The sequence below is a fragment of the Bradyrhizobium sp. BRP23 genome (assembly GCF_020194135.1).
GTDB classification, from domain to species: Bacteria; Pseudomonadota; Alphaproteobacteria; order Rhizobiales; family Xanthobacteraceae; genus Bradyrhizobium; species Bradyrhizobium yuanmingense.
In genome coordinates, this window is the sequence record NZ_JADYVW010000005.1 from 96,808 (window position 1) to 123,270 (window position 26,463).

At 64.8% G+C, this 26,463-nt stretch carries 27 protein-coding genes and 1 tRNA gene; 17 read left to right on the forward strand and 11 right to left on the reverse strand.

Annotated features, from left to right (window positions below):
* Positions 1-35 precede the first annotated feature (35 nt).
* The 7 genes from I6F24_RS15310 to rpmH all read right to left on the reverse strand — a co-directional run bounded on the left by I6F24_RS15310 (position 36) and on the right by rpmH (position 5,821).
* Positions 36-1,022, reverse strand: coding sequence for a DUF1036 domain-containing protein (locus I6F24_RS15310; RefSeq protein ID WP_036026517.1), 987 nt, complete (start codon positions 1,020-1,022; stop codon positions 36-38).
* 161 nt (positions 1,023-1,183) lie between these two features.
* Positions 1,184-2,071 carry an acetylglutamate kinase gene (argB, locus tag I6F24_RS15315; RefSeq protein ID WP_036014067.1) on the reverse strand — a complete coding sequence of 296 codons (888 nt, stop codon included), beginning with the start codon at positions 2,069-2,071 and terminating at the stop codon, positions 1,184-1,186.
* 165 nt (positions 2,072-2,236) lie between these two features.
* Entirely contained in the window at positions 2,237-2,602 is a 366-nt protein-coding gene (locus I6F24_RS15320; RefSeq protein WP_225151140.1) for a DUF423 domain-containing protein, read from the reverse strand.
* Complete coding sequence (gene yihA, locus I6F24_RS15325; RefSeq protein WP_225150858.1) at positions 2,602-3,255, reverse strand: ribosome biogenesis GTP-binding protein YihA/YsxC; 654 nt, start codon at positions 3,253-3,255, stop codon at positions 2,602-2,604. The genes I6F24_RS15320 and yihA overlap by 1 nt, the downstream gene beginning before the upstream one ends.
* Before the next feature lie 138 nt (positions 3,256-3,393).
* Positions 3,394-5,256, reverse strand: a complete 1,863-nt coding sequence (yidC, locus tag I6F24_RS15330) for a membrane protein insertase YidC (protein ID WP_225150860.1) — start codon at positions 5,254-5,256, stop codon at positions 3,394-3,396.
* A gap of 16 nt (positions 5,257-5,272) precedes the next feature.
* Positions 5,273-5,659 carry a ribonuclease P protein component gene (gene rnpA, locus I6F24_RS15335; protein ID WP_036026514.1) on the reverse strand — a complete coding sequence of 129 codons (387 nt, stop codon included), beginning with the start codon at positions 5,657-5,659 and terminating at the stop codon, positions 5,273-5,275.
* Positions 5,660-5,686: 27 nt separating this feature from the next.
* Positions 5,687-5,821, reverse strand: a complete 135-nt coding sequence (gene rpmH, locus I6F24_RS15340) for a 50S ribosomal protein L34 (protein WP_008542748.1) — start codon at positions 5,819-5,821, stop codon at positions 5,687-5,689.
* Between the two features lie 350 nt (positions 5,822-6,171).
* Between rpmH and I6F24_RS15345 the strand changes: the two genes are divergently transcribed.
* The 6 genes from I6F24_RS15345 to I6F24_RS15370 all read left to right on the forward strand — a co-directional run bounded on the left by I6F24_RS15345 (position 6,172) and on the right by I6F24_RS15370 (position 12,293).
* The gene (locus tag I6F24_RS15345; RefSeq protein WP_036014057.1) at positions 6,172-7,671 is read left to right on the forward strand and encodes a HAMP domain-containing sensor histidine kinase; all 1,500 of its coding nucleotides are present in this window, start codon (positions 6,172-6,174) and stop codon (positions 7,669-7,671) included.
* 296 nt (positions 7,672-7,967) lie between these two features.
* A tRNA-Arg gene (locus I6F24_RS15350) sits at positions 7,968-8,044 on the forward strand.
* 84 nt (positions 8,045-8,128) lie between these two features.
* Positions 8,129-8,485, forward strand: coding sequence for a 6-carboxytetrahydropterin synthase QueD (queD, locus tag I6F24_RS15355; RefSeq protein ID WP_036014055.1), 357 nt, complete (start codon positions 8,129-8,131; stop codon positions 8,483-8,485).
* A gap of 237 nt (positions 8,486-8,722) precedes the next feature.
* Positions 8,723-10,588 (forward strand): adenylate/guanylate cyclase domain-containing protein, encoded by a 1,866-nt coding sequence (locus tag I6F24_RS15360; RefSeq protein WP_225150862.1) that lies wholly within the window; start codon positions 8,723-8,725, stop codon positions 10,586-10,588.
* 59 nt (positions 10,589-10,647) lie between these two features.
* Positions 10,648-11,550 (forward strand): hypothetical protein, encoded by a 903-nt coding sequence (locus tag I6F24_RS15365; protein WP_057027534.1) that lies wholly within the window; start codon positions 10,648-10,650, stop codon positions 11,548-11,550.
* Positions 11,551-11,651: 101 nt separating this feature from the next.
* Entirely contained in the window at positions 11,652-12,293 is a 642-nt protein-coding gene (locus tag I6F24_RS15370) for a hypothetical protein (RefSeq protein ID WP_036041747.1), read from the forward strand.
* A 90-nt stretch (positions 12,294-12,383) separates the two neighbouring features.
* On the opposite strand, the gene I6F24_RS15375 is transcribed toward I6F24_RS15370, so the two are convergent.
* Both I6F24_RS15375 and I6F24_RS15380 read right to left on the reverse strand, forming a co-directional pair.
* Positions 12,384-13,175, reverse strand: coding sequence for a phytanoyl-CoA dioxygenase family protein (locus I6F24_RS15375; protein ID WP_036026521.1), 792 nt, complete (start codon positions 13,173-13,175; stop codon positions 12,384-12,386).
* 184 nt (positions 13,176-13,359) lie between these two features.
* Positions 13,360-13,686, reverse strand: a complete 327-nt coding sequence (locus tag I6F24_RS15380) for a hypothetical protein (protein ID WP_036014049.1) — start codon at positions 13,684-13,686, stop codon at positions 13,360-13,362.
* Here I6F24_RS15380 and I6F24_RS15385 point away from each other — a divergent pair.
* From I6F24_RS15385 to I6F24_RS15395, 3 genes are all read left to right on the forward strand, one after another.
* Positions 13,685-13,849: a hypothetical protein gene (locus tag I6F24_RS15385; protein ID WP_225144979.1), complete on the forward strand. Its 165-nt coding sequence runs from the start codon at positions 13,685-13,687 to the stop codon at positions 13,847-13,849. The genes I6F24_RS15380 and I6F24_RS15385 overlap by 2 nt on opposite strands.
* Before the next feature lie 112 nt (positions 13,850-13,961).
* Positions 13,962-14,627 (forward strand): class I SAM-dependent methyltransferase, encoded by a 666-nt coding sequence (locus I6F24_RS15390; protein ID WP_036014038.1) that lies wholly within the window; start codon positions 13,962-13,964, stop codon positions 14,625-14,627.
* A gap of 15 nt (positions 14,628-14,642) precedes the next feature.
* Positions 14,643-15,686: a zinc-binding dehydrogenase gene (locus I6F24_RS15395; protein ID WP_036014035.1), complete on the forward strand. Its 1,044-nt coding sequence runs from the start codon at positions 14,643-14,645 to the stop codon at positions 15,684-15,686.
* Positions 15,687-15,732: 46 nt separating this feature from the next.
* Here I6F24_RS15395 and I6F24_RS15400 read toward each other — a convergent pair whose 3' ends face one another.
* Entirely contained in the window at positions 15,733-16,602 is an 870-nt protein-coding gene (locus tag I6F24_RS15400; protein ID WP_225150864.1) for a LysR family transcriptional regulator, read from the reverse strand.
* Positions 16,603-16,695: 93 nt separating this feature from the next.
* On the opposite strand from I6F24_RS15400, the gene I6F24_RS15405 reads away from it, so the two are divergent.
* The 7 genes from I6F24_RS15405 to I6F24_RS15435 all read left to right on the forward strand — a co-directional run bounded on the left by I6F24_RS15405 (position 16,696) and on the right by I6F24_RS15435 (position 25,570).
* Complete coding sequence (locus I6F24_RS15405; protein WP_225144977.1) at positions 16,696-18,006, forward strand: aspartate aminotransferase family protein; 1,311 nt, start codon at positions 16,696-16,698, stop codon at positions 18,004-18,006.
* A gap of 21 nt (positions 18,007-18,027) precedes the next feature.
* The gene (locus I6F24_RS15410; protein ID WP_225150866.1) at positions 18,028-19,638 is read left to right on the forward strand and encodes a gamma-glutamyltransferase; all 1,611 of its coding nucleotides are present in this window, start codon (positions 18,028-18,030) and stop codon (positions 19,636-19,638) included.
* Between the two features lie 200 nt (positions 19,639-19,838).
* A complete protein-coding gene (locus I6F24_RS15415; protein WP_225150868.1) occupies positions 19,839-21,995 on the forward strand; it encodes a GumC family protein in 2,157 nt (718 codons plus the stop codon).
* Positions 21,996-21,997: 2 nt separating this feature from the next.
* Positions 21,998-23,161, forward strand: a complete 1,164-nt coding sequence (locus I6F24_RS15420) for a cellulase family glycosylhydrolase (protein ID WP_225150870.1) — start codon at positions 21,998-22,000, stop codon at positions 23,159-23,161.
* 56 nt (positions 23,162-23,217) lie between these two features.
* The gene (locus I6F24_RS15425; RefSeq protein ID WP_225140589.1) at positions 23,218-24,777 is read left to right on the forward strand and encodes a hypothetical protein; all 1,560 of its coding nucleotides are present in this window, start codon (positions 23,218-23,220) and stop codon (positions 24,775-24,777) included.
* A 105-nt stretch (positions 24,778-24,882) separates the two neighbouring features.
* On the forward strand, positions 24,883-25,101 hold the full coding sequence (locus I6F24_RS15430; protein ID WP_036026528.1) for a hypothetical protein: 219 nt from the start codon (positions 24,883-24,885) through the stop codon (positions 25,099-25,101).
* A gap of 10 nt (positions 25,102-25,111) precedes the next feature.
* Entirely contained in the window at positions 25,112-25,570 is a 459-nt protein-coding gene (locus I6F24_RS15435; protein ID WP_036026529.1) for a hypothetical protein, read from the forward strand.
* 87 nt (positions 25,571-25,657) lie between these two features.
* Here I6F24_RS15435 and I6F24_RS15440 read toward each other — a convergent pair whose 3' ends face one another.
* Positions 25,658-26,086: a hypothetical protein gene (locus I6F24_RS15440; protein WP_036026530.1), complete on the reverse strand. Its 429-nt coding sequence runs from the start codon at positions 26,084-26,086 to the stop codon at positions 25,658-25,660.
* A 42-nt stretch (positions 26,087-26,128) separates the two neighbouring features.
* On the opposite strand from I6F24_RS15440, the gene I6F24_RS15445 reads away from it, so the two are divergent.
* Positions 26,129-26,407, forward strand: coding sequence for a hypothetical protein (locus tag I6F24_RS15445; RefSeq protein WP_192893365.1), 279 nt, complete (start codon positions 26,129-26,131; stop codon positions 26,405-26,407).
* Positions 26,408-26,463 lie beyond the last annotated feature (56 nt).

Here is a 26,463-nt window from a genome sequence, read left to right on the forward strand (position 1 = left end):
TTGTGGATGCTTGCGTGCTGATCATTGCGCCAATCTCACGGCACGGCAAAGCGCAGCGTCTTGCCGCCGCTCGACATGTCTACCGCGCCGAAGCCCGTTGGCGCAAAGCCGCGCGCGCCGCAATCGGTCTGCTCGCTGGTCTCGAACTTGGTCTCGCGTGTGCAGAGCTGCCTGTCGCCGCCCCAATTCAGCGGCTTGTCCTTCAGCTTGACGATTCGGTTGTCGGCGTCGACCGCTTCCGCGAAGCTGAAGATCTGCTTCGGCTGGCCTGATACATCGGGGTGCAGGCAGGTCTTGGGATCGATGCGATACCAGCCGCGGCTGGTCACGGCCTTGCCGTCGTCGGTCGCGATCGCCGCCATCACCTTGTGCGGCGTGTCGTTGCACCAGGTGAGGCCGGTCGCGGACGGCGTCTGCACGGCATCGACCATGGTCTTGAAGAAGTTCTGCGAGCCCACGATGTCGGACGACAAGCCCCGGCTCTTCAGGAATGCGGCCAGCGCGCTCTGCGTCTTTGGCCCGTCGACGCCATCGATCGGCGCGGCGTCGTAGCCTGCGATCACCAGGAGCCGCTGGATGCCGGCGAGGCGCGCCTGCTCGTCGTCATATTCGGAATCCTCAGCGAGATAAGCGACGAGGTTGCCGTCCGGGCTTTGCGTCGGCGTCACCTGCGTGAAGGGAACCTGCGTCTGGCCGCTGCGGCACTGCCGCGCCGCCGCGATGACGAAATTGTCCTGCGCGACGCACAGCATGTCGTTGCCGCTTTGCGGGATCGGGGACGCGCCGTAGACGCCGAGCGCGCGCGCGTTGAGCAGGATGCGGTCGGCGGTCAGCGTGCCCTGCACCACCACGCGGCAGGCGGCGGGATCGATCCTGAACCAGCCGCGCGTCGCGGTGGCCGCCTTGTCGTCGATGCCGATCGCGGCCTCGACCACATAGGACATGCGGTTGCAGATCTTGAGGTCGGCGATCGCCGGCGCCGAGGAGAAGAAGAAGGAGACAGTTGCGGCAGGCAGCGTCATCAGGAAGCGGGTGAGGGGGGAGCGGCGTGGATGACGCTCTCTCAAATCGTCATGGCCGGGCTTGACCCGGCCATCCACGTCTTTGCCGCGAGAAGAAAGGTCGTGGATGCCCGGGACAAGCCCGGGCATGACGACCTTCTTCCGCTGCTCGCGTTCCCGCATCACTTGTGGATCAGCGTGCCCGTGCCCTGGTTGGTGAAGAGCTCGAGCAGCACCGCGTGCTGCATCTTGCCGTCGATGATGACGACGCCCTCGACGCCCTGCTCCAGCGCGTAGATGCAGGTCTCGACCTTCGGGATCATGCCGCCGGAGATGGTTCCGTCGGCGATCAGTTTTCGCGCGTCCTTCACCGACAATTGCGGGATCAGCTTCTTCGACTTGTCGAGCACGCCGGGCACGTCGGTGAGCAGCAGCAGGCGCTTGGCTTTCAGCGCGCCGGCGACGGCCCCTGCAAAGGTGTCGGCGTTGATGTTCAGCGTCTGGCCCTCTTTCGAGGTTGCGAGCGGCGCCAGCACCGGGATCAGCTCGTAGCCGATCAGCTGGTTGAGCAAAGTGAGGTCGACCTTCTCGGGGTCGCCGACGAAGCCGAGATCGATCGCCTTCTCGATGTTCGAGTCGGGATCGACGATGGTGCGCGTCGTCTTGGTCGCCTTCACCATGTTGCCGTCCTTGCCCGACAGGCCCACCGCCTTGCCGCCGGCCTCGTTGATGTAGCCGACGATCTGCTTGTTGACGGAGCCGGCGAGCACCATCTCGACGATCTCGATGGTCGCGGCATCGGTGATGCGCAGGCCCGCGGCGAATTCCGAGACGATCCCAAGACGCTTGAGCATGGTCGCGATCTGCGGCCCGCCGCCATGCACCACCACCGGATTGATCGCGGTCTGCTCCAAGAGCACGATGTCGCGGGCAAAGTTCTTCGCGGTCTCCTCGTCGCCCATGGCATGGCCGCCATATTTGATGACGATGGTTTCCTCGTCATATTGCTGCATGTGCGGCAGCGCTTCGGACAGGATGCGGGCCTGGTCGAGCGGAGAGATGTCGGTCATGTCGCGGTCTCGCTGGCGGGTCGAATGGTGCGCGTTCTATCCGATTGGCGGGGACAGCGCAAAGGTGTGGCAGCTATGTAGCCCGGATGGAGCGCAGCGTAATCCGGGATTCGTCGCCGCAGACACCGGCCCCGGATTGCGCTTCGCTCCATCCGGGCTACGGATTCAGCGCTTCGCCGCCACCGCCGCCACGCTTACCGCCAGCCAGCTCGCAATCATCACCATCCCGCCCGTCGGCGCCGCCATCGGAAACAGCGCGTGCCCGGCATACTGCCGCAAGGTGAGGTCGCCTGCGAACAGCGCGGCACCGATCGCGAAGCCGAACGTCGCCACGATTCCAATTCCGCCGTGCAGAAGGCCGCGCGTGAGCAAGGCGATGGTCGCAAGTATGGCACTTGCATGAAACAGCAGCATGGCGCTGGCGGAGGCAAGACGGCTCGCGTCGGCACCATGGGCGGACGCGGCGGCCAGCGCGACGCCGGCGGCGCCCATCAAGCCGGCAAGCCCGATCAGCAGGCGGTGCGCTGCCATCACGAGGCCCGCTCTTCCAGGAGCTTCGCCATCGCGGCGCGAAGCTCGGCCATGCCGGTCGCGCTGCGCGACGAGGTCGCGAGCACGGTCGGGAACGCGGCCGGATGCTTGGCGAGCACGGCCTCGGTCTCGGCGATGCGTGCTTGCAGCTCGGCGACTTTCACCTGGTCGGCCTTGGTCAGCACGATCTGGTAGCTGACGGCGGAGCGGTCGAGCGTCTTCAGCACCTCGAGATCGACATCCTTGATCCCGTGCCGCGCATCGATCAGCACGTAGACGCGCGCGAGACTGGCGCGTCCCAGCAGGAATTTGTGGATCAGCTCGGTCCAGGACGCGACCTGGCTCTTCGGCGCCTTGGCATAGCCGTAGCCGGGCATGTCGACGAGGCGCAGGTCGTTCTTGCCGGGGACCTCGAAGAAGATCAGCTCCTGGGTGCGGCCCGGCGTATGCGAGGTGCGCGCCAGCGCGTTGCGGCCCGTGAGCGCGTTGATCAGGCTCGACTTGCCGACATTGGAGCGCCCGGCAAAGGCGATCTCCAGCCCCGCCATCGGCGGCAGCGTTTCGATCGAAGGGGAGGCCCAGATGAACTGCCAGTCGCGGGCGAACAGTTTTCGCCCGGCCTCGATCAGCTTGCCGTCTTTTTTCTCGTCCATGAGAAGGATCTATCCCCTCGTCATGGCCGGGCTCGTCCCGGCCGTCCACGTCTGTCGCCGCGGTACCCTCCAAAACGTGGATGCCCGGGACAAGCCCGGGCATGATGTTGTGGAGGCAGCTCGGTTCCGCAACGACGGCTACGTTGCCTCAGTCGTCACTTTTTTTTTGAACGAGTTCCGAATGTTGTCGAACAGCTCCACCTTCACGCCGTTGCGGCGCATGATGTAGCCCTGCTGGACCACCGAGAGCAGGTTGTTCCAGGCCCAGTAGATCACGAGGCCCGCCGGGAATCCCGCCAGCATGAAGGTGAAGATCAGCGGCATCCAGTTGAAGATGATCTGCTGGGTCGGATCCGGCGGCGTCGGATTCAGCTTCATCTGGATCCACATCGTGATGCCCATGATGATCGGCCAGATGCCGAGCGCGAGGTAATAGCCGAACACCGGAATCGTGGTCGGATCGAACGGGAGCAGCCCGAACAGGTTGAAGAGGTTGGTCGGGTCCGGCGCGGAGAGGTCCTTGATCCAGCCGAAGAACGGCGCGTGCCGCATCTCGATGGTGACGAACAGCACCTTGTAGAGCGCGAAGAACACCGGAATCTGGATCAGCACGGGCAGACAGCCGGCGACCGGATTGATCTTCTCCTTGCGGTAGATCTCCATCATCTCCTGCTGCTGCTTCACCTTGTCGTCGGGATAGCGCTCCTTCAGTGCCAGCAGCTGCGGCTGGATCGACTTCATCTTCGCCATCGAGGCGTAGGACTTGTTCGCCAGCGGGAAGAACAACAGCTTCACGATCACGGTGACGAGCAGGATCGAGACGCCGAAATTGCCGAAGAAGCGGAAGAAGAAGTCGAGGCCGAGGAACATCGGCTTGGTGAGGAAATAGAACCAGCCCCAGTCGATCAGCAGGTCGAACTGGTTGAGGCCGAGCGCCTTGTTGTAGCCGCCGAGGCCCGCGAGCGGGAAGTTGATGCCGACCACGCCGGCTTCCTTGGCGCCTGCGAACAGCCGCGCGTTGGCCGTCGCGGTGCCGCCGATCGCGACGGTGACGGGGTCGAGCAGATAGTCGGTCTGGTAGGTATGGACCTTGCCGACCGGGTTGGACGAGAAGCGCGCCTGGAGCTGGGCGTTGGTATCCGGCAGCAGCGCGGAGGCCCAGTATTTGTCGGTGATGCCGAGCCAGCCATTGGTGGCCTTGAAGTTCACCTGCTTGGCTTCGTCGATCTTGCTGTAGGCATATTCCTGCAGCCTGTGTTCGCCGAGATAGCCGATCAGGCCCTCATGCAGGATATAGTAGCCGGAGACATGCGGCGCGCCGTGGCGCGAGATCAGCGCGAACGGATAGAGCGTGACGGGCGCGTTGCCGACATTGCTCACCTCGTCCTTGATGGTGAAGAGATAATGGTCGTCGACGGCGATGGTGCGGCGGAAAGTCAGGCCGTCGCCATTGTCCCATTTCAGCACCACGGGCGTCGACGGCGTCAGGCTGCCGCTGCCCTCCTGCTGCCAGACGGTCTGGGCATCCGGCATCTTTGCCGTCACGCCCGTCGCTGCAACCCAGCCGAACTCGGCGTAATAGGGCTCCGCCGTGCCCGACGGCGAATAGAGGACGATCGGCGGCGATTTCGGATCGACCGTCTCGCGATATTGCACCAGCGCGATGTCGTCGATGCGGCCGCCCTTCAGCGAGATGCTGCCGGCGATCCGCGGCGTCTCGATCTTGACGCGCGGGCTCGCTGCAATGGCAGTCTCGCGCGAAACGACCGCTTGGGGCGGGCTCGCGGCCGGCGTCGACGGCTGGGCCGCGCCGGGCTGCGGCGCGCTGCCCGGCGTCGGGGACGCGCCCGGCTGCGGCGTGCTGCCCTTCTGGAGCTCGGACTGCGCCTGCTGCTGCGCGCGCTGCTTCTCCATCTGCGGCACATTGTAGAAGTACTGCCAGGCGATCAGCACCAGGCCGGACAGAATGACGGCGAGGATAGTATTGCGATTGTCGGTCATCTCGATTGTCTCGTCATCATTCCGGTTTGCGGCTGGTCGCTGCGGCGTGACCCGGCCTGTGGCCGCGCGCTTTGGCCGTATGCCCCGCGGGCTTCGTGAACGCTATGCGCAGATCGTCGAGCATGGTGGCGAAGTCGCGCGAGAGCGCGTCCTTTCGTCCGACCAGGACATAATCATGGTGGGGCTGCATCGATGTCGGATCGAGCCGCTTCACCAGTTCGCGCAACCGGCGCCGGATGCGATTGCGCTCGGGGGCGTTGCCGTTCTTCTTGGTGACGGTGAAGCCGATCCTGACAGGGCCGGAATCATCGCGGCGGCGGCTTTGCAGGACGAACGCGGGACTATTCACCCGCGCGCCATTGGCAACGGCGAGGAAATCCGCCCGCTGCCTCAGCCGATCCATGATGAAATCCCAAAAAGGGGGTCCGGCTCAGGCGCTCAGACGCTTGCGGCCGCGGGCGCGGCGGGCGGCGAGAACCTTGCGGCCGCCGGCAGTGGCGAGACGGGCGCGGAAGCCGTGACGGCGCTTGCGCACCAGTTTGCTGGGTTGATAAGTCCGCTTCACGGGTTTTTCTCCGCTGACCGGGCAATTTGCCTGTAGAATTGATGGTAAAGTCCGGAAGATGCGGCCCAAAACGGGCCCTTTTTCGGCCCCAAGAGAGCCGCTCCCGGTGTCGCACCGGATCATCGCGGACAATTCGCGCGGCTTATAAGGGAGCGCCTTGTCTTCGTCAACGCCGCACAAGCGCGCGATTGTGGTGAATATCGCTGTTTGCGCGGCGTTTTTAACCCTTGAGGTGGCGACTCGCGCTATCAGCGCTTACATCACACCTCGGCAGATTAGCGATCCGTAATTTGACCGGACATCGGTCGGGTCGCATCCTCCATCAGCCAAGGCCAACAGGGGCGAGTTTCGTGCCAGCCACAGATCGCCAGCCGATCCAGGATCTGGATCAGCCAGACCAGCCGGCGACGCGGCCCCGCGGCTCGCGCGGGCTCGGGTTGTCCGGCAAGCTGCTGCTGCTCACCATTCCCTTGGTGATGATCGCCGCGGTGCTGCTCTACGTGCCAGCCATCGCGAATTTCTGGGTCAACCGGCTGAATGATCGCGTCGCGGCGGCCAACACCGCGGCGCTGGTGCTGGATGCGGCGCCGCTCGGCATGGTCCCCGATTCGCTGTCGCGGCAGATCCTGAAGAGCATCAACGCCCGTGCTGTTGCCATCAAGATGGGCCAGCAGCGCCGGCTGCTCGCCAGCGACAACATTCCGGCCGCCATCGAGCACGACATCGACCTGCGCGACATGACGGCCTGGGAGGCCATCACCGGCTCGTTCCGGATGATGCTGGAGACCGGCAACCAGGCCATCCGCATCGTCGGCCCCGGGGTCGGCAATGCCCAGTTCATCGAGATCGTCACCGACGAGCTGCCGCTGCGGAAGCAGATGTACCGCTTCTCCCGCAACCTCGTCGTGGTCGCGTTGATCATCGCGGTGCTGACCGCGGGCCTCGTCTATCTCGCGCTTCATTATCTCTTCGTGCGCCCGATGCGGCGGCTGACCGCGAGCCTGGTCGGCTTCCACGAGAATCCCGAGAGCTCGGCCGGCATCATCGTGCCGAGCCAGCGCAGCGACGAGATCGGGGTCGCCGAGCGCGAATTGTCCGACATGCAGCGCGACCTGATGTCGATGCTGAATCAGAAGAGCCGGCTCGCTGCCCTCGGCCTCGCGGTCTCCAAGATCAACCACGATCTGCGCAATCTGCTCGCCTCGGCCCAGCTGCTGTCGGATCAGCTCGCCAGCGTGCCGGATCCGCGCGTGCAGCGCTTTGCGCCCAAGCTCGTGCGCTCGCTCGAGCGCGCCATCGCCTTCTGCCAGTCGACATTGTCCTACGGCCGCGCCCAGGAGGCCGCGCCCGACCGCCGCATGATCCTGATCGAGCCTGTTGTGATGGAGGTGCGGGAGACCGCAGGTCTCGCCAACGACGCCTCGATCGCCTGGGTCGCCGCGATCGAGCGCGGGCTCGCGGTCGACGCCGACCCCGACCAGCTGTTCCGCGTCTTGCTCAACCTCGTCCGCAACGCCGCCCAGGCGCTCGAAAGCCATGCGGCGGGTGAGGGGCGCGTGCAGCAGATCCGGATCACCGGAAAGCGCGAAGGCGCCGTCGCCATTCTCGAGGTCTCCGACACCGGCCCCGGCGTTCCCCCGAAGACCCGGGAGCGCCTGTTCGAGGCCTTCCAGACCTCGGGCCGCCCCGGCGGCAGCGGCCTTGGCCTCGCCATCGCCGCCGAGCTGGTCCGCGCCCATGGCGGCGAGATCCACCTGGTCGAGGGCACCATCGGCGCCACGTTCCGCATCGTCATCCCCGACCGTCCCGTGGAACTGCTCTCCATCCGCAACGAGCGCCAGAGGGCTTAAGGCTAGGCCAGCGGCCGACTGAAACGAGCTGGGCCATCGCCATTCCTTCCGTCATTCCGGGACGACCCGAAGGGTCGGGCCCGGAATCCATAACCCCGGCTGGTGGTTATGGATTCCGGGCTCGCGACTTCGTCGCGCCCCGGAATGACGAAGAGAAGTGCGGAAATGCCCCAAAATACCGGCGAGCCGGACCTTGCCAATCGGGACAAGAGCGGTTAGTCAGAGCGCTCTTTCGCACCCCCTCCGGCTCCGCCGGGGGCTGCTTGCGGGCCCTGCCCGCGCTGTTTGCGAAACACGCGCCCGTAGCTCAGCTGGATAGAGCATCAGACTACGAATCTGAGGGTCGGACGTTCGAATCGTTCCGGGCGCGCCATTCTTTGCCGAAAGGTCAGGACAGGACAGCATCTGGTCGCCAGACCGGCCCGAGACCGGATGGCCATGCCGTGTGGGGAGCTGGATGAGGATATCGCAGGCGTTCAAGTTTGAGGCGGCGCATCGGCTGCCAAACGTGCCCGAGACTCACAGGTGCAGCCGGCTGCATGGTCATTCCTATCGGGTCGAGGTCCAGCTGGATGGGCCGGTCGACCCGCACACCGGCTTCGTCGCTGATTTCTTCGATATCGAGAAAAGCTTCGCCGGCATCATGGCGGCGCTGGACCACCAGTGCCTGAACGAGGTCGACGGCCTCGCGAACCCGACCGCCGAGAATATCGCGGTCTGGATCTGGGACCGCTTGAAGCCCAGCCTGCCGCAGCTGTGGGCGGTCCGCGTTTATGAAACGACGGATTGCTGGGCCGAATATCAGGGGCGGTGACGACGGCCCGCTGACCCAGCGCCGGCCTCACCGTCGCCATATGGGAACCCGCAGGGAAACTCAGGATCAGCCGTACGAGCGGAGTGGTGCTGCTTGCGCGCCGCCGGACGGGTCTCATTGCTCACGCATATATGAGCTGTGTTGATAACCGCATGCGGGTTGGAAGGTTTAATTTCAAGCTGGCGTAGAATGTCCGCAATGCCAGTTGTGCTTGGCCCCTGTACAGGGAAACCGTTGATGGAACGCAAGCTCGCCGCGATCATGGCCGCCGACATCGTCAGCTACAGCCTGATGATGGCCGAAAACGAGGCCTCCACCTATAAAGAGCTGCGCACGGTCTTCGACAATCTGATCGAGCCCACAGTCGCGCAGCATGGTGGACGCATCTTCAAGAAGACCGGGGACGGGTTTCTGGCGATGTTTCCCAGCGTCAACGAAGCCGTTGATGCGGGCTCTGCCATCCAGCAAGGGTTCGACAACGCCCCGTTTGAGCTGCGCATAGGCATCAACCTCGGTGATGTCATCGAGGATAATGGCGATATGTACGGCGACGGCGTTAATGTCGCCACACGGCTCGAGACGATGGCCGATCCCGGCAGCATCTTTGTTAGCGGCGCTGTCGTCATGGCCGCAGACCGCAATCGCGGCGATGTGTTCGCGCGTGTGGGCCGCAGGCGCGCCAAAAACATTCCCGACCGTCTTAACGTCTACCGGGTCCGACGCGCGCAATCCTCGTGGTCTCGCTGGCGAAAAGTCCCGCGCGTTCTACGCGGTACCGCTGCGCGCTGGTCGTATGGCGTCGCCGCCGTAGCCCTTGTCCTCATCGGCACCCAAATCCAACCGCTTTCCCTGGCGGCGATGGTCAGCCGGCTCCCGGCCGCGCTATCTTTCGACCAGACCCGCGCCGACCCGCGCCCGTCAGTTGCGGTCATGCCCTTTGCGACCATGGGCGGGGACCAGTCGTACTTTGCAGACGGGCTGACCGAGGATGTGACCACGGCGCTCGCAAGGAATTCCGAGCTTCAGATCATCGCGCGCGACTCCACCTATGCCGTGCGCGGGCAGGAAAGCGATATGCGCAAGCTCGGGGCAAAGCTGGGCGTTTCCTACGTGGTGGAAGGCAGCGCGCGCCGCGAGGGGGACCGGCTTCGCGTCTCGGCGCAGCTGATCGACGTGAAATCGGGCGCGCACCTTTGGTCGCGCAGCTTCGACAGGCAGGTTGCCGACGTCTTCACCGTACAAAGCGAGCTGACCACGGAAATCGTCGCCCAGCTCGCGCCGTATATCGGCCGAAGTGAAGCCATCGCTGCCGCGCAACGTCCGACCGACAACCTTCAGGCTTACGATCTTCTCCTGCGGGCCCGTCATCGATACCGGCATGGCGTCCAGGATGCGGAAGCACTTATGGAGGCACGCGGCCTATATCAGCGCGCGCTGGAAATGGACCCGGCCTATGCCGTCGCCCGTGCGGGCTTGGCCCTCACTTACATCGCGGATGTGGCCAAGAGGTCGAGTGGTCGGGCGACAGCGCATGAGCTGGAACTAGGTCTTAGCGAAGCGCGCCAGGCTGTGCGCCTCGATCCCAATCTCTCGCTCGGCTATCAGGTGATCAGCTTCGGGCTGGCGGTGCAGGGCGATTATGCGGGCGGCTTGCAGGCCGCCAAGCGCGCCGTCGAACTGAATCCCAATGACCCGGATAGCATGATGGCATTGGCAAAAGCACAAGTCCGTTTCGGGGACTACGCGGACGCCGTTGCCAATGCCGAACGGGCACGTCGCCTTCATCCCATGGCACCGGAATATTACGCCTATGTGCATGGCCAGGCTCTTTACGCCGCTGATCGTCGCGATGAGTCGGCTACCGTGATCTCCGAATGCCTTGTAAGGGCGCCGCGCGATGCCAACTGCCTGCTCATCCAGGCTGCGCTGCAAGGGCGGCGCGGTGATATAGAAGCGGCGCAGCTGACGATGGCAAGCTTGGTAGGGGCCCAACCGACATTTTCGTTGGAGGCAGAGCGCTCTTATCGCCGGTTTGGCAACAAGCCGCTCATGGAGCAGTTCCTGAAGGACCTGACGGTGGCGAAGGCACCGGGGGCTGCGTAATAGGATTTTTGTTCAGTTTCATCTCGTCGGGCGCACCGTTTCGATAGTAAGTTCGTCCGATGCGCACGATCGATCATCTATTCTCCCGCTTCGTTTTATTCCTTGCCATCGCAGCCGCCCCGGTGCTTCCCGCGCGCGCGGCCGAAACCTGCCCGTTCATCAGCGCCCAGGAGCTCGCCCGGGCGATGCCGGCGCTGAAATGGTCGCTGATTTCGAACCAGGACGGCCGCGGCTGCATCTACCAGGCCGGGCGCGGCGACACGATGATGCTCTCCGTGTTCCGCAATCCCGACAAGGACCGCGCCAGGGAATTGTACGCGACCTTCGTCAAGACGCTTGGCGAACGCATGCCGCTGAGCGCAGTGTCCGGAATCGGCGACGAGGGCCAGGGTGGAACGAGCGCGGCGGGCGCGGAACGCCAGGAGGCCTCGGTCGTCGCCCTGTCCGGCGATTACATCCTGCAGATCAGCGTCTATCCGATCGGCCGGCGTGCCGATGATGCGCTGCTCGCGCCGATCACTGAGGCCGCGCGCGTTGCCGTCGGCAATGTGAGCAGGAGCAGCGAGCGGTTCGGCAATTGCGAGTGGCTCACGGCCGCCGATGCCGACGGCTTTCTCGACAACGGCACGCTGACGGTGCAGCGGACCGGGGCAGGCAGCTGCATGATGTTCGATCGTGAGGCCAACACCATGACCGTCGCGGTGATCACGACCTCGCGCGATACCGCCATCGGCATGATGAAGCGTGCAGGGCCATGCACGCACGTGGCGATCCCCGAGCTCGGCCGCGAAGCCTTCGGCGAGCATTCCTGCACCAAGGGCAACGGCAACGCCGTCCACATCCATGTCTGGAAGAACGGCCGCCAGGCTTCGATCCTGTTCGCCCCGGTCAAGCCGCATCCGCAGTCCGGCTCGGTCGAGCGCCTGAAGGCGGTTGCCGCGCGGGTGTATGGGAAACTGTGACGACGGTGGTCGGAGTCACACTTGCGTCGCGCAATTCTGGATTGCGTTTGCCGCGGGCGCAGCTATCGTCCCACACCGCACGGTCTGCTGGAAAGCCCTTGATGTCTAAGCGTCGCACATGGTCCGCAGCCAGTGACTTGATCTGTGTCGCTGCCGCGCTGCTGCTATCAGCCCTCACCGCCGATGCCCAGGAGGCACAGTGGTCTCCGTTGTGGGATGCCTTGACGAAGCGGTCCGACGCAAAGGTGGTTGATGGCGTCAATGACAAGGGCAAGGCGACGCGACGTATAGATCTCTCCTCGGGGGTGTCCTTCTTTTTGGAGCGCGATGGCGACCGGATCATGAGTACCGGGTTCGACAATAGCGGACGCGGAGCCGTGCAATGCAGTTGGGAGATTTATGTCGGGGTTCGAGCCTACACCGAAGTTTGCCAGCCGAGCGAAGATCAAGCCTTTGAAGCCGATCTGGACGATGCGATAGCTCGCATGAACGAGTTCATCGTTGAGAACAGCATCGTTCCCGTGACCAAATCGGAGCTTCAGGATGCCATTCGGCAACGTAAGCAGCACGTCGGGGACGTGGTGCGCGGGCAATCCGACGACGATCGCCGCAAGCTGTGCGAAGCCAACCCTATTCGTCCCATGAGCATTGCATTGCGGTCCGCTTCGCACGACTTGCGAGTTTCAACTTTGAACACGCTCTTGTCCGTCAAGCGACCACCGGTGAAAAATCCGTGCCTTTGAGCGTGCCGCTGCCGGCGTGATGCGGTTTCGCAAACGACACAAGGCGACAGCAACATCCGGGACCGCCCAGCGGCCCCGGATGCCATCCGCCTACACCGTCAGCCCGCAAGCCCGCCGGATCGCGATCTGAATCGGCGAAGGTGGCAGCGCCGGATCGAATTCGCGCTTCGGCAGCAGCGGAGGCTGTGCCATGAAGCGCGGCTCTTTCCCGCGGTGGGGTTGCGCGGCATGAACCAGGAACGGGTGGCACAGATAGACGGTGCCTGGCTTGCCGGTCGCAAGTTCAACCTCGCGATCCCTTGTCGACGCCCAGTCGCCGGCAGCAAGTTGCCGGAGCGTTGCGCCCGCCTCGCCATGGGGCAGTAGCTCCCGCGCGATGGCCGCATGCGAGCCTTTCCGGATTCGCGTGGGCGCATCATCGTTTCCGACGTCTGAGAACAGGAAGAGCATCAGCAGCGCACGGCCGCTGCTCTTCACATTGGCACGCCATTCCATGAAGTCGGCATGGGCTGTGCCAAAGCTCATGTCCACATGCCAGCCATCGTCGCCTGGCGATTGCGATGACGGGAAGCGGATCGGAAAGGTTCCGAGACCCCTGGGCGCAAGCCAGCGTCCTTCGCCGGCGAGCTGATCATAGGCCTTGTGCAGACGCGGCGTGTTCGCGGCTTCAATGAAGCGGGGCGTCGCTTTGGCGCCGACCCGGACAACGGGCTGGGTCCAATGTTCGGGCTCGTCCGGCGACAGGCCGATATCCGCCCACAGCTCGTCCCTGCATTGCTTGGCAAGGTCGGTGCTGAAGGCATTCTCGAGTTTGACGAAACCGTCGTCGATGAAGGTCTGGACCTGACGGGGCGTCAGGCCAACCTGTTCGGTCTTGGGCATTGCACATCTCTCCGTTCGGCTACCGCAGCGCGCGTAGCCGTTTGATCTGAGTGGCGCAGGAGCGCCGGAACGACGTTCGGCCGTTCAGATCAGCGGGAAGAATGTGGAGATGAACATCATGGCGGGAACGTATAGCGCGGCGGAGCGCGGAATCAAGACACGGACAAGCGGATGGGCGAGGCCTTCACCGCAGGCCCTGCTCGTCGATCAGGATGCGGTGGATCTCGATACGCTCCGGCAGCTCGATCAGGAACTCCGCGTCGCGCGCGAGATGATGGACCTTGGTCGGCTCGCCCTTGGTGAAAGCCGTCATGGCTGCGATGTCCGCCCAATAGGAAATGGTGGTGAACCACGTCTCCTCGTCGCGGTCCTCCCGCAATTGCTGCACACCGAGCGCGGTCTTTCGCAGCGGCGGGATGCCCTCGGCTTGCAGATAGGCCTGGTAGGCGTCGGCGAGGTCGCGGCGGGTACGGCCGCGCCAGACGCGGGCGATGGTCGGCTTGGTCGGCATGGCAGGATTCTCCTCGCTGCCGAACGCCGTGCGGCGCATCTCGTTCCAGCGTCGCCATGTCACGGCCGCCGGCAGCCGCGGCTGGAACCTGGCGCTTGGTCGGCACTGGCGAATCATCGGCCGGATCTTGACCGGCGCCGCGGCAGCATTTCCACATCATTGATCTGAAACAATGATGGTCTTCGCCACAAATGCTAGGGCCAGTCGCAGGTCACGTGCGAGGCTCCCCAGGCCGGTCAAGACAATCTCCGCGCGTGATGAAATCCGAGGGCTCAATGGGACGACTGCTGAATATCGTAACGCCGCTGCACACTGCGACCAAGCGCGACTACATGGGCCGCATGAACGACGACAAGATCGGCTGCTCGCTGAAGGCGCGGGAGTACGAGGCCGATTACTGGGACGGCGATCGCCGTTTCGGTTATGGCGGCTACCGCTTCATCGAGGGGCGCTGGGCCCCGGTCGCCAAGGCGCTGATCGAGACCTATGGCCTGAAGGACGGGTCGAGCGTGCTCGACGTCGGCTGCGGCAAGGGTTTTCTGTTGTACGAGATGCAGAAGATCCTGCCGGGCCTGAAGGTCACCGGCTTCGACATCTCCAAGCATGGTCTTGCCAATGCGCACGAGCAGGTGAAGCCGTATCTGTTCAACTATCGCGCCCAGGACGTCTATCCCTATGGCGACGACAGCTTCGACCTCGTCATCTCGCTCGGCACCCTGCACAATCTCAGGCTCTACGAGCTCGAGGCCGCGCTCAAGGAGATCGAGCGGGTCGGCAAGAACAAATACGTCATGGTCGAGGGCTACCGGAACGTCACCGAGCTGCACAACCTCGAATGCTGGGCGCTAACGGCAGAATCCATCCTGCACACCTCGGAATGGATCTGGCTCTACGGCAAGCTCGGCTACACCGGCGATTACGAATTCATCTATTTCGAGTGACCGGGCGCGCGACCCATGGACATCAAGACTGCAAAGGCCGCGATCCTCGTCGAATCCGGCAAGCCGCTGATCGTCGACGAGTTCAATCTGCCCGACAGGCTCGAGCACGGTCAGGTGCTCGCCCATGTGCACACGTCGAGCATTTGCGGCGCGCAGATCAACGAGATCGACGCCGTCAAGGGCGTCGACAAGTTCCTGCCGCACCTGTTGGGGCACGAGGCGCTGGCGACCATCGTCGAAACCGGACCCGGCGTCGTCTCCTGCAAGCAGGGCGACACCGTCGTCATGCATTGGCGGCCGGGCAAGGGCATCCAGTCCAACACGCCGGTCTATTCCTGGCGCGGCAAGCGCCTCAATGCGGGCTGGGTCACCACCTTCAACGAATATGCCGTGGTGTCGGAAAATCGCGTCACGCCCGTTCCTGATACGATCGACCGCACCAGTGCGCCGCTGCTCGGCTGCGCGGTGACGACCGCGCTCGGCGTCGTCAACAACGATGCGCAGATCGCCATCGGCGAAGCCGTCGTCGTATTCGGTGTCGGCGGCGTCGGATTGAACATCGTGCAATTCGCCGCGATGGTCGGCGCCTGGCCGGTCATTGCGATCGATCGCCTCGACAACAAGCTGGCCATGGCGAAGGATTTCGGCGCCACCCACATCATCAATTCCGAGACGGTGAAGGATGTGGCCGCCGAGGTCCGGTGCATCACGGGGTCCGACGGACCCGACAAGGTCGTCGAGACCACCGGCGTCAAGAACCTGATCGAGCTCGCCTACGAGATCACCGCCAAGAAAGGCCGCTGCATCCTCGTCGGCGTGCCCCGCGAGAAGGCCGAGATCTATACCCTGCCGTTGCACTTCGAGAAGGTGCTGAAGGGCTCGGAAGGCGGGCAATGCCAGCCCGCGCGCGATATCCCGCGCCTGGTGCGACTCAGCGACGCCGGCAAGGTGAGCTACCGCGGCATCGTCACCCACGAGTTCGCGCTCGACGACATCAACGACGCCCTGGATCTGATGCGCAGCGGCACATCGGGACGGATCCTCCTGAACATCAGCTGAGCGCTATGCTCGCCGCGCACGCGCGAACATCGAGTGCAATAGGTCACTAATCGATCTCCGCCTTGGTCTTCAGTCCGGGCAACACGGTGCGGACGTGCTCGGCCAGCGTCGTCGCCAGCAGCGAGGGCCTCGCCTCCGAGAATTCGAGCGCGATGCCGATGGTTGGAAGCAGGGGCAGTCCGGCCGAGACGACATGAAGATCGAACGGAACGGCGGTTCGTGTCAGGACGCTGATCGCATGACCGGACCGCGCGATCGCGATCAGGCCGGCGAGGCTGTTGCTCGCGTAGGCGACCCTGTAGCGCCGATTGACCGCGTCCATCGCGGCGCAGGCGGCGCGGTAGTCCAGGCTCATCGGCGCCGCCAGCGCCAGCGGCAGCACATCCTGCGTCAGTATTTTCGGTTCGGCCTCGTTCGCGACCCAGACGAAGCGCTCCTCTCGGATCACCTCGCGCGCTCCGGCATCGGACAGCGAGACCAGCGCCATCTCGATCTGGCGCCGCGCTAGCATCGGGCGCAGCTCGGAGGTCGGTGCGCAGACCATGCGCAGCTCGACATTGGGATGCAGCGCGCAGAACCCCTTCAGCAGCGCCGGCAGGAAAGCGATCGAATAGTCCTCCGGGCAGCCGAGGCTCAGCGTCCCCTTGAGACCCTCGCCGCTCATGTCGGCGAGAATCTCGTCGTGCTGCGCCAGCAGCGTCTCGGCGTGGGCGAGCAGTTTCTCGCCGGCCGCGGTCAGCCTCATGCCGGATCCGCTGCGGTGAAACAGCGGCTGCGTGATCGTCTGTTCCAGCCGTTGCATCTGCATGCTGAGCGCGGACTGTGTCCGGCCAATCTGCAAGGCCGCCAGGCTGATTGAGCCGGTGCGGGCCACGACGACGAAATTCCTCAGGAGGGTGAGATCCAGCGTCGACATCAGGAAGATTGATATCCAGATTGAATTATATCAATTAGCCTGAAGCCAGATTCTTGACTAGAGGTCAGACGTCCTAAGCGAGAGGTGGCTGTCATGACCTTGAATGCCGATCCCGATTTCTGGGCGTCCGCCAACACGCATCTGACCCGCTATGGGCCGAGTTTCGAACCCGTCATCATTGAGCGTGCGGCCGGCAGTTTCGTCTACGACGCCGACGGGCGCGCCATCCTCGACTTCACCTCGGGTCAGATGAGCGCCGTGCTGGGGCACACGCATCCCGACATCGTTGCCACCGTCGCGCGGCAAATGGGAGCGGTCGCTCATCTCTTCAGCGGCATGCTCTCGCGTCCGGTGGTGACGTTGGCCGAGCGTCTCGCTGCGCTTGCGCCCGGTCTCGACCGCGTGCAGCTGCTGACGACAGGCGCGGAAGCCAATGAAGCGGCGATCCGGATGGCCAAGCTCGTCACCGGCCGGCACGAAATCGTCGCCTTCGCGCAAAGCTGGCACGGCATGACCGGCGCGGCGGCGTCGGCGACCTACAGCGCGGGCCGGCGCGGTTATGGGCCGGCCGCGGTCGGATCGTTCGTCATTCCCGCGCCGAACGCCTATCGGCCGCGCTTCAGGAACGTCGACGGCAGCAACGACTGGCAGACCGAGCTCGACGATGCGTTCGCACTGATCGACAGCCAGTCGACCGGTAGTCTGGCGGCCTTCATCGCCGAGCCGATCCTCTCCAGCGGCGGCATTCTGGAACTGCCGCTCGGCTATCTCGCGGCCTTGAAGCAAAAATGCGAGCAGCGCGGCATGCTGCTGATCCTCGACGAAGCTCAGACCGGAATCGGCCGCACCGGGCACATGTTTGCCTTCGAGCGTGACGGCGTGGTGCCTGATATTCTCACGCTGTCGAAGACGCTCGGCGCCGGTCTGCCGCTCGCCGCGGTCATGACGACAAAGGCCATCGAGCAGACCGCGTTCGAGCGCGGCTTCCTGTTCTACACCACGCATGTCTCCGATCCCTTGCCCGCCGCGATCGGCGTCACGGTGCTCGACGTTGTCGCGCGCGACGGGTTGGTGGCGCAGGCAACCGCCAGGGGCAACAGGCTCCGGGATGGATTGCTGTCGCTGCAGCAAAAGTTCGAATGCGTCGGTGACGTCAGGGGCCGCGGGCTTCTGCTTGGTCTTGAAATCGTCGTCGACCGGCAGTCCAAGACGCCGGGGTTTGAACTCGGCGCGCGGATCATGGAGGAGACCATGCGTCGCGGTCTCAGCATGAACATCGTCAAGTTGCCCAGCATGGGCGGCGTATTCCGCATCGCGCCGCCGCTCACGGTGTCCGAGGCCGAAATCGATCGCGGTCTCGAGATCATGTCGGAGGCGATCCAGGCTGTTGTGACGACGCACTGATCGGCGGAAGGCCTTTTCCGGATGCAACTCGCCAGGACATATGGGCGTCCGACGCTGTTCTCGCGGCACGGCATGGTCGCCGCCGCGCATCCGCTCGCGGCACAGGCCGGTGCACGAATCCTGATGCAGGGCGGCAATGCGTTCGATGCGGCCGTCGCCACGGCGGCCGCCCTCAACGTGGTCGAGCCGTTCATGTCGGGGCTTGCCGGGTTTGGACTGGCCACGATCTGGGTGGCGATCGAGCAGCGCATTCGCGTGCTCGACTTCGCGCCGCCGATGCCCGCAAGCTTCCCGGTCGGCAGATACACCAGCAGATTCGAGTTCGAGCGCGGTCCGCAGGCAGCCTCGACGCCCGGCAATCTCGCGGGCTGGTGCGAGCTGCTCTCGCGCTATGGACGCAAATCGCTTCCAGACGTCTTTGCGCCGGCGATCACGCTGGCGCAGGGCGGCTTTGCGCTCTCGGACTTCGGTGTTGATGAGATCAACGAGCAGGTGCCGCTGCTCGAACCCTGGCCGGAGCTGCACGCCGCACTGGTCAGGAACTATCTCCCGGATGGAATGCCGGTGAAGCTCGGCAGCATCGTCGCGCAGCCTGATCTTGCGCAGACTCTTGCCGAGATCTCCGAATGGGGGCCCGAGCATCTGTATGGCGGCAAGCTCGGCCGGCGGATCGTGGACTATCTCGCCACGCTCGGCGGCAGCCTGACGTTGGACGATGTCATCGCCGTCAAGCCGCATTGGTTCGATCCCCTGACCGTGTCCTATCGGGGGCTCGAGCTTCACGTCCCGGCGCAGCAATGCGGCGGCTTCCAGTTCGCCCTGACCCTCAAGATCCTTGAAGGCTTTGACCTCGGGCGTCTGCCGAAGGACGGCGCCGATCATCTCGACACGGTCTATCGCGCGATCCGTCTCGCCGCCGGCGAGCGCATCGCCCATGGCAATCTGGGACCGGATCAAGCCGCTGCAGCAATGTCCGAGGCGACGATCGCGCGGCTTCGCCAGCGTGTGAGCGACGGCCGGCCGATCGCGGGCCCGACGGAGCAATGGATGCCGCAGGATCGTGCCGATCCCGGCCACACCACCTCGTTCTCGATCGCCGACGCCGAAGGCAATCTGGTCTGCATGACGCAAAGTCTCGGCAGCCCGTTCGGCAGCGGCGTCGTGGTGCCGGGGACCGGCGTTTGCCTCAACAATCATCTGCATTGGGCCGACGTGCAGCCGGGAAGCCCGAACCTCGCCAAGCCGGGCGACGCGTTGCCGGTGACGATGGCACCGTCGATTGCGACGCGCGGCGGCCGTCCGGTGCTGGCGCTGGGGACGCCCGGCAGCTACGGCATCCCGCAAACCCAGGCCCAGGCTTATGTGCAGCACATCGAGTTCGGCCTTCCGCTGCAGCAGGCGATCGAGGCGCCGCGTTCACGGCTGTGGGACGGCCGCTTCATTCAGGCAGAGAACCGCATCGCGCCGGAAACGATCGTCGAACTGAAACGCCGCGGTCACGAGATCGAGATCCTGGACACCGGGTGGACCATGCTCTGCGGCGGCATGCAGGCCATCGCGCTCGATCCGGAAACCGGCGTGATGACGGGTGCCGCCGATCCGAGGCGGGATGGATATGTCATCGCCTTGTGAGCGGTCGCACATCGAGGCGAGCGCAGGCAGGCGCCGCCGATGTGCGCCGCGCCTGAATGGCTGGCAGCGTCGCGTTAACGAATCGTTCACCGCCCAAGACCATCCCAGCCCGGCCCAGCCGTAACCGCCGGTTAACCATGGATATTTACGGTGTAGCAAGCCTCAGAGCTATGACTGTCAGTTGATTTCGAGTCCAACCCATGGCGTTCGGTAGCCGCGCATCTCCGCGAAGCATCGCCCCGACGGAGCAAGCGGCTTCGTGGGAAGCGCCGCGCGCTGCGAAGGCGAAGCCTGACGGCGCCTCGCCGGGCATGACCAAGGGATCGCTGACCGTCTCCGGGACGCTGTCCTTTCTGCGCGAGAACGGCCGGCGCATTCTGACGCTGGCGCTGGCGCTGTTCGCCCTCGGCGTCGTCGCCCTGATGGTGCTTCCGGTCCGCTATGCCGCGACGGCCCTGGTCGTGCTCGATCCGCGCGAGCTGCGCGTGACCTCGGAGCAGGACGTGCTGCCCGGCATCGGCCAGGATGCCGCGGCGCTGCAAAGCCAGATCGAGATCGCCAAATCCGACGGCTTCCTCCGCCCCCTGATCGAGCAGCTCAAGATCGCGGACGACGAGGACATCGCGGGCGGCTACACCGACATGACGCGCCTGCTCGAAAGATTCCGCAACCGCCTCGAGATCACCCGGCGCGGGCTGACCTACGTCATCGCGATTTCCTTCACCTCCAACCGGCCGGATCGCGCCGCCTACTACGCCAATGCCATCGCCGAGGCCTTCGTTGTCAGCCAGGGCCGCGTCCGCACCGAGGCGACGGACGAGGCGGCCGGCTGGCTCCAGGACCGGCTGAAGACGCTGAGCGAGCGCCTGCGCGCGTCGGAAGACGCCGTCGCCGCCTTCCGGCTCGAGCACAACATCGTCAATGCCGGCAAGGAATCCACCACGCAGCAATTGCGGGTGACCGACCTGACCCAGCAGGTCTCCGCCGCCCGCGCCCGCACCGAGGAGGCCAAGGCGCGCTACGAGCAGGTGCAGCGCGACGTCAAGGCCAATGTCGAAGGGCCGGTGAAGCAGGATCTCCTCAGCATGCTGCGCGCGCAGCGCTCGGCGCTGAACGACCAGATCGCGCAGAAGAAGGCGGTTTATGGCGACCGCCATCCCGACCTTGCGATCTCCTACAGCCAGCTGGCGGATATCAACCGGCAGATCGAGATCGAGCGGAAGAAGAACATCGATACGGCCAAGTCCGAATATGAGGCTCAGCTGGAGCAGCAGAACGCGCTGGAAAAGCAGCTCAAGGCGGTCGAGACCAAGATGCTGCGCGACGGCCAGGCGCTGGTGAAGCTGCAGGAGCTGCAGCGCGACGCCGATGCCAACCGCAACATCTACGAGCAGTTCCTGTCGCGGTTCAAGACCACCAATGAGCAGCGTCAGCTGCAGGCGTCCCAGACCAAGATCGCATCCGTTGCCATTCCGCCGTTGCGCTCGACGCGTCCGCCGCTCGCCTTGCTGCTCGCGGCGCTGGCGATCGGCTCGCTGCTGACGTCGACCGCCGCCGTTGCGGTGACGACGAGCCTGTCCGCCGACAAGCCCGAATCCGTTGAGGCGCCTGTCTCACGTGAAGCGGAGACGCCCAACCGGCAAGTTTCCCCTCCTGCCGCCGCCGCGCGCCCAGCCGAGGCGATGCCCCGCCTTCCTGTCTGGGCTCGCATCCCCGAGCTGGCGCCAGGCGCCGGGATCAACGGAGGCGGGATCAACACGGTCTGGCAAAGACCGGTCGGCGCGTCGGCCGAGCTCGATCTCGGCCCCCACTTACGGCCGCTGCTCGAACGCATCGACCGCGTGCCGGTGCGCGGCTGCAAGGTCGCGCTGGTCTTGTCGGTCGGTAAGAGCGCCGGCGGCAACACGGTGGCGCGCTCCCTCAATCGCGCCGCCGTCAACCGCGGCATGATGAGCGTGCTGATCCGGCTCCAGCCGGAATTTGCAGGCTCCCAGCCGCCGGTGACCGAATGGCAGGACGGCTCGACCACGGCGGGACTTCAGTCGATCGACGAGTTGCTGAGTGCCGGCCGCAAGCCCGATGCGCGGCCCGAGGACGATATCCGCTCGGAGTTCGACCTGATTGTCGTCCACGCAGGCAATCTCGCCTTGCAGCCCGACGCCATTGCGCTGGCCGCGCATGCCGACCTGATCGTCCTGGTGGCGCGCGCCGGCGAGCTCGACTCGTCCGCGATGCGCAGGGTGACCGCGGCGCTGGCAAGATACGCGGCGGTGCCGACCGGCCTCGTCGTCAATCACGTGCCCGCTGATTCAATGGTGGCTCAGCCCGACGGTGGCGCTTTGGGCCTTGCGGTGTGACGATGACAGCCTTGCGCTGCCGTCTGCTGGCTGCGGCGATGCTGTTGTCGATCTCGTTCGGCCGTCCGGTATTCGCCGAGGATTGCGTGCCACTGCCGTCGACGGTTTCGCCCGGGCGGCTGGCCGCCCTCTCGCGCGGCTTCAACGCCGACGGTTGGATCAACGGTGCGCCACCGAGCCGCGCGCTGCTGCAGCAGCTGCGCAAGGCGGGCATGAGCCATGTCCGCCTGCCGGTGCCGGCGGAACGCGTGATGCCGCGCTTTGCCGCAAAGGACGAGCGCGAGGCGACGCTGCGCGTGCTAGACGGCGCGTTGAAGCAGCTGACCTCGCTCGGCTATTCCAGCTCCGTCGACCTTCATCCGGGCGAGCGCTTCAATCGCCTGCACAAGGATGATCCGGATGCAGCGATGGGCGAGATGCAGGAGGCCTGGCGCGCGCTTGCTGGGGTCATTCGGTCATATCCAGCCGATCTAGTCTTCGCCGAGTTGCTCAACGAACCCGATATCGAAGCGGACCGATGGCAAAAGGAGGTCGAGGCGCTCGCCGCCTTCGTTCGCCGGTTGCTGCCCGCCACCACGCTCATCGTCGGCCCGGTCAACTGGCAGCGCGCGGACTCGCTGCCGCGGTTTCGTCCGCTGGCGGACCCTGACGTCGTCTATGCCATCCATTTCTACGATCCGATGGTGTTCACCCATCAGGGTCACTGGGACGCGCGCGATCCGCTGCACGACATCATGGATCTGCCTTATCCGATCAATGCCGGCGATCCCAAGGTTCAGGCGCTTCGGCAGGATTTGCAGGACAGGGCCGCCGTCAAGGCGCTCGCCATGCTCGATACCGCGATTGCCGCCGCCAGGGACAAGCCGGGGGCCGATCGCTGGCTCGCGCCCGCGCTCGCATGGCAGCAGCAATTTTCGCGGCCGATCGTCGTCAATGAGTTCGGCGTGTTGAAAGCCGGCGCGCCCAGGCAGAGCCGGTTGCGCTGGCTGGCGGAGGTCACAGCATATGCCCGCGCGCATTGCTGGGGCTGGGCGCATTGGGAATTGGCGCAAGGCTTTGGCCTTGTCGATGCCGCGACCGGCAAGCCCGATCCCGACGTGATGGAAGCGCTGCTCGGCGCGCCCGTCCGGCCTGAAGGGGCTCGCGCCACGCGCCGTGATCGTTAACGGATCCTTACCCCTCGCGCGGCTATCGTGTCCGGCGCGATGGCAAAGGACGATTGATGAGCGCCGGGTACTCACCGCAAGGCCAGAGCGTGCAGGCCGCGCCGTCGCCTCCGGCCTGGCGCGAGCTGGCCGCGACCTTCTGCATCGCCATCGCGACGATCAGCTCTGCGCCGGTTCTGCATCTCGCCAATCCCGCGCTGGCCATCATCATCGAGGTCCTGATCGGTATCGCCATCGTCGTTGCGGTCCCGACCTGGGCCCCGGCGGTCGCGATCTTCGTCCTGTTCTTCCAGAACCTGTTCGTCTCCATCCTGTCGCCGCTGGTCCCGCTCCCCTCCGATCTCGATTTCATCAAGGGCTACAATTTCCTGATTTGCTCCGTGATGTGGCTGGCGACGTTTGCGCTCTACGTGCTGGGCCAGAGGAGTCAGTCGAGGGAAATCAATCAGATCATGCGCTGGGGCGTCGTCACCCTCGCCGTCGTCTCGCTCTATTTCGCGATCGGCTTCGTCCAGGACGGACAGCCGGCGGCGGTCTATTTGCGCAACATCGTTCTGCCGCTGTTTCTGTTTCAGCTGTCGCTCCTGACCGCGGCAACCTTTGAGGTGCGCATCACGCCGTTCCTGGTCGCGCTAGCGGTCATCCTCATGCTGTGCGGCTATGTCGAGCTCGTCTTGCGCGATGTCTGGCTGGCCGTCACCAACGGCCATACGTTCTGGGGCTTCGACGAGCTCAAGGCGACCCATTCCGGCGTCTGGGAAACCCAGATGCGGCAGACCGGCAACGTGCCCGTCACACTCAAGGATCGTTTCAGCTTCGATTTCCTGAACACGCCCTTGCTCGAAGGCTTCGGCCTGTCGAAGATGCTGCGCATTCACGGCCCGAACATGCACCCGATCAGCTTCGCCTACGGGATCGGCTTTCTCGCCCTGTTCCTGTTCTCGGTCGGACGCCCGCTGCTCGCCCTGGCAGCCCTGCCGCTGCTGGTCTTCTGCAGCGTGAAGGGAGCGCTCATCACCGTCATCTTCGTGGCTGCGGGCTGGATCGGGACCCGCCTCATCGGTGCCGTAGCGACATTGTTGCTGGGGTTCGCCGGCATGATCGCCTTTGCGATCCTGGCGATCCGCATCGGCCTGCAGATCGGCGACTATCACGTCATCGGCCTGATGGGCGGCCTCGACGGATTCGTGCAGAGACCTTACGGCCGGGGCCTCGGCATCGGCGGCAATTTGTCGGATAGCTATTTTTCGATCGATTGGAGCGCCGCGCAGGCGGCCGGCACGATCGACGGCGCGGTCGAAAGCGCGATCGGCGTCCTCTTGTACCAGATGGGCATTGCGGCCTTCGTGCCGCTGGCCTTCTATTTCGCGATGGCGCTCAAGGCCTGGCGCCTGTACGCGTCGTCGGGATATCTGACGCAGGGCCTCGCCAGCTTCGGAATCCTGGTCGTTCTGCTCAACGGATTATTTCAGGAAGAGGCCCTGTTCGCGCCGCTCGCGCTGGGCCTGATGCTCTCGCTCGCCGGTCTCGTCATCGGCAGCCATGCGAGGGTGCAGAGCGTTGCAAACGAGCATGCCGAGCCCGCTCGGCTCACCGGCTACCAGCCGGCTGCGTGAGCTGCCGACCTGCCGACGGTCCCAGTACTCGGGACCGTGCCCATCCAGGAACTTCCGGTTTTTCCCGGCGTTGAACACGACCCGCACAAGCGGCCGACGCACGCGATGAAGAATTTTTCCAACGCCGAATTTTCTCCCGAGGTGATCGAGATCATGACGACCGCGCTGGAAGCTGCGGTTGCGACCCTGCCGGATCCTGTGCATTCCTCGCATGTCAACGCGCTCGCCGAATCCATCCTGCGCACCGCCGGCGCTGGCGAGCGGGACGTCTCCAACCTGCAAAGGATGGCCTTGATGGAGCTGCAACTGGCGCCGCGCAAATGACGAGGCGGACATGAAGACATTGCTTGCCGCAATCATCGCGCTCTGTGCGACATCCTCGATCGCCTCGGCAAGCGGCTGGAGGACTTACCGCATCCCGGAATCCGGAACGTCGGTCGACATTCCCGCCGCGATCTTCACCGAACCGGCCGGCAAGCCTGACGGATATGGGCAGCATTTCCGCAGCTCCGACGGCAATGCCGACTTCACCGTTCAGGCCGTCGAGAACCGGCAAGGTCTGTCGCCGGCCGAATTCCTCGCCAGCAAGAATCCGCCGACGGGGATCATCTACAAACGGATCAGCTCGAACTTCTTCGTGGTCTCGAGCATCAAGCGCGACAAGATCTGGTACAACCGCTGCAATTTCGGGCGCGGCTACGTGCACTGCGTTCTGATCAACTACCCGGCCGCCCAGAAGCGGCGATGGGATGCCGTCGTCACCCGGATCAGCCACAGCCTGCGTGGTGGCTGAGCCGGCTCGCAAGACGGAAAGTCGCAAACGGAAAAGCTGCCCGGGCCAAGCCGGGCAGCAGGTGGTGAGGAATAGAGCCGCGCGATGCTAGCGGGCCGTCGTCGTCGTCCTCGACATTGTCGGCTTCGAGCCCGGCACATGCGACATCGTCTTGGTGGTCGAGCCGACCTGCTCGCCGGCCTTGACCTTGGTGCGGGTGTGCGAGCGGCTGAACGTGCCGCCATCATGGGCTTGCGCGCGGGCGTTGGAGTTCAGTACCGGACCGTTGCCCTTGTTCATGCTGACGCCGGTCTTGGTCTTGCCGTCGACGGTAGCGGCGCTTCCGCCGGCCGCGATCGAAGAGCCCGTGCGGCCCGTCGCCGAGGTGGACGTTCCGCCGGTGCCGACGGTGGAGGCGGAGGTGCCGCCTGCTGCAGCCGAGCCGCCGCTGCCGCCGGTGATGCTGGTCTGCGCCAGCAATGGTGAAGTGGCGGCAAGCAGAAGCGCGACCGCCGAGGTCGTAACGAGCGTTCTCATGATTCAATCCTTTCTGTACCCTAAGGCGACGAGGTCGAGATTGTGCAGCCGTTGACGGTGATGGTGCTGGCGCTGGTGGAGCCGGGCCCACCCGCCGTCGACGAGGAGCTCGAGACGTGGCCGCCGCCCGCTTGCACATTGACCGACGATCCGCCGGCAGAGCTCGAGCTCGACAGCGAGCCGCTCGATGCGGTCGAGCCCGTCGTGCCTGAACCCGATGCGCCCGCGGCCGTGATGCTGCCGTCCGCATGCTTCACCACCGTCACCTTGCACGTCTCGCCCGACGCCGTCTTGCCGGTCTTTTCCATGGTAGCCGCCTGAGCTGCGCTAAACGTCAGTGCCAACGCTGCGATCGCAATGATTGATCTGTTCATGCG

What these genes read in the sequence shown, in the direction of transcription:
- I6F24_RS15310 (WP_036026517.1), bottom strand. Translation starts at nt 1,022, where the DNA reads ATGACGCTGCCTGCCGCAACTGTCTCCTTCTTCTTCTCCTCGGCGCCG.
- argB (WP_036014067.1), bottom strand. Translation starts at nt 2,071, where the DNA reads ATGACCGACATCTCTCCGCTCGACCAGGCCCGCATCCTGTCCGAAGCG.
- I6F24_RS15320 (WP_225151140.1), bottom strand. Translation starts at nt 2,602, where the DNA reads ATGGCAGCGCACCGCCTGCTGATCGGGCTTGCCGGCTTGATGGGCGCC.
- yihA (WP_225150858.1), bottom strand. Translation starts at nt 3,255, where the DNA reads ATGGACGAGAAAAAAGACGGCAAGCTGATCGAGGCCGGGCGAAAACTG.
- yidC (WP_225150860.1), bottom strand. Translation starts at nt 5,256, where the DNA reads ATGACCGACAATCGCAATACTATCCTCGCCGTCATTCTGTCCGGCCTG.
- rnpA (WP_036026514.1), bottom strand. Translation starts at nt 5,659, where the DNA reads ATGGATCGGCTGAGGCAGCGGGCGGATTTCCTCGCCGTTGCCAATGGC.
- queD (WP_036014055.1), top strand. Translation starts at nt 8,129, where the DNA reads ATGAGGATATCGCAGGCGTTCAAGTTTGAGGCGGCGCATCGGCTGCCA.
- I6F24_RS15360 (WP_225150862.1), top strand. Translation starts at nt 8,723, where the DNA reads ATGGAACGCAAGCTCGCCGCGATCATGGCCGCCGACATCGTCAGCTAC.
- I6F24_RS15365 (WP_057027534.1), top strand. Translation starts at nt 10,648, where the DNA reads ATGCGCACGATCGATCATCTATTCTCCCGCTTCGTTTTATTCCTTGCC.
- I6F24_RS15370 (WP_036041747.1), top strand. Translation starts at nt 11,652, where the DNA reads ATGTCTAAGCGTCGCACATGGTCCGCAGCCAGTGACTTGATCTGTGTC.
- I6F24_RS15375 (WP_036026521.1), bottom strand. Translation starts at nt 13,175, where the DNA reads ATGCCCAAGACCGAACAGGTTGGCCTGACGCCCCGTCAGGTCCAGACC.
- I6F24_RS15385 (WP_225144979.1), top strand. Translation starts at nt 13,685, where the DNA reads ATGGCAGGATTCTCCTCGCTGCCGAACGCCGTGCGGCGCATCTCGTTC.
- I6F24_RS15380 (WP_036014049.1), bottom strand. Translation starts at nt 13,686, where the DNA reads ATGCCGACCAAGCCGACCATCGCCCGCGTCTGGCGCGGCCGTACCCGC.
- I6F24_RS15390 (WP_036014038.1), top strand. Translation starts at nt 13,962, where the DNA reads ATGGGACGACTGCTGAATATCGTAACGCCGCTGCACACTGCGACCAAG.
- I6F24_RS15395 (WP_036014035.1), top strand. Translation starts at nt 14,643, where the DNA reads ATGGACATCAAGACTGCAAAGGCCGCGATCCTCGTCGAATCCGGCAAG.
- I6F24_RS15400 (WP_225150864.1), bottom strand. Translation starts at nt 16,602, where the DNA reads ATGTCGACGCTGGATCTCACCCTCCTGAGGAATTTCGTCGTCGTGGCC.
- I6F24_RS15405 (WP_225144977.1), top strand. Translation starts at nt 16,696, where the DNA reads ATGACCTTGAATGCCGATCCCGATTTCTGGGCGTCCGCCAACACGCAT.
- I6F24_RS15410 (WP_225150866.1), top strand. Translation starts at nt 18,028, where the DNA reads ATGCAACTCGCCAGGACATATGGGCGTCCGACGCTGTTCTCGCGGCAC.
- I6F24_RS15415 (WP_225150868.1), top strand. Translation starts at nt 19,839, where the DNA reads ATGGCGTTCGGTAGCCGCGCATCTCCGCGAAGCATCGCCCCGACGGAG.
- I6F24_RS15420 (WP_225150870.1), top strand. Translation starts at nt 21,998, where the DNA reads ATGACAGCCTTGCGCTGCCGTCTGCTGGCTGCGGCGATGCTGTTGTCG.
- I6F24_RS15425 (WP_225140589.1), top strand. Translation starts at nt 23,218, where the DNA reads ATGAGCGCCGGGTACTCACCGCAAGGCCAGAGCGTGCAGGCCGCGCCG.
- I6F24_RS15430 (WP_036026528.1), top strand. Translation starts at nt 24,883, where the DNA reads ATGAAGAATTTTTCCAACGCCGAATTTTCTCCCGAGGTGATCGAGATC.
- I6F24_RS15435 (WP_036026529.1), top strand. Translation starts at nt 25,112, where the DNA reads ATGAAGACATTGCTTGCCGCAATCATCGCGCTCTGTGCGACATCCTCG.
- I6F24_RS15440 (WP_036026530.1), bottom strand. Translation starts at nt 26,086, where the DNA reads ATGAGAACGCTCGTTACGACCTCGGCGGTCGCGCTTCTGCTTGCCGCC.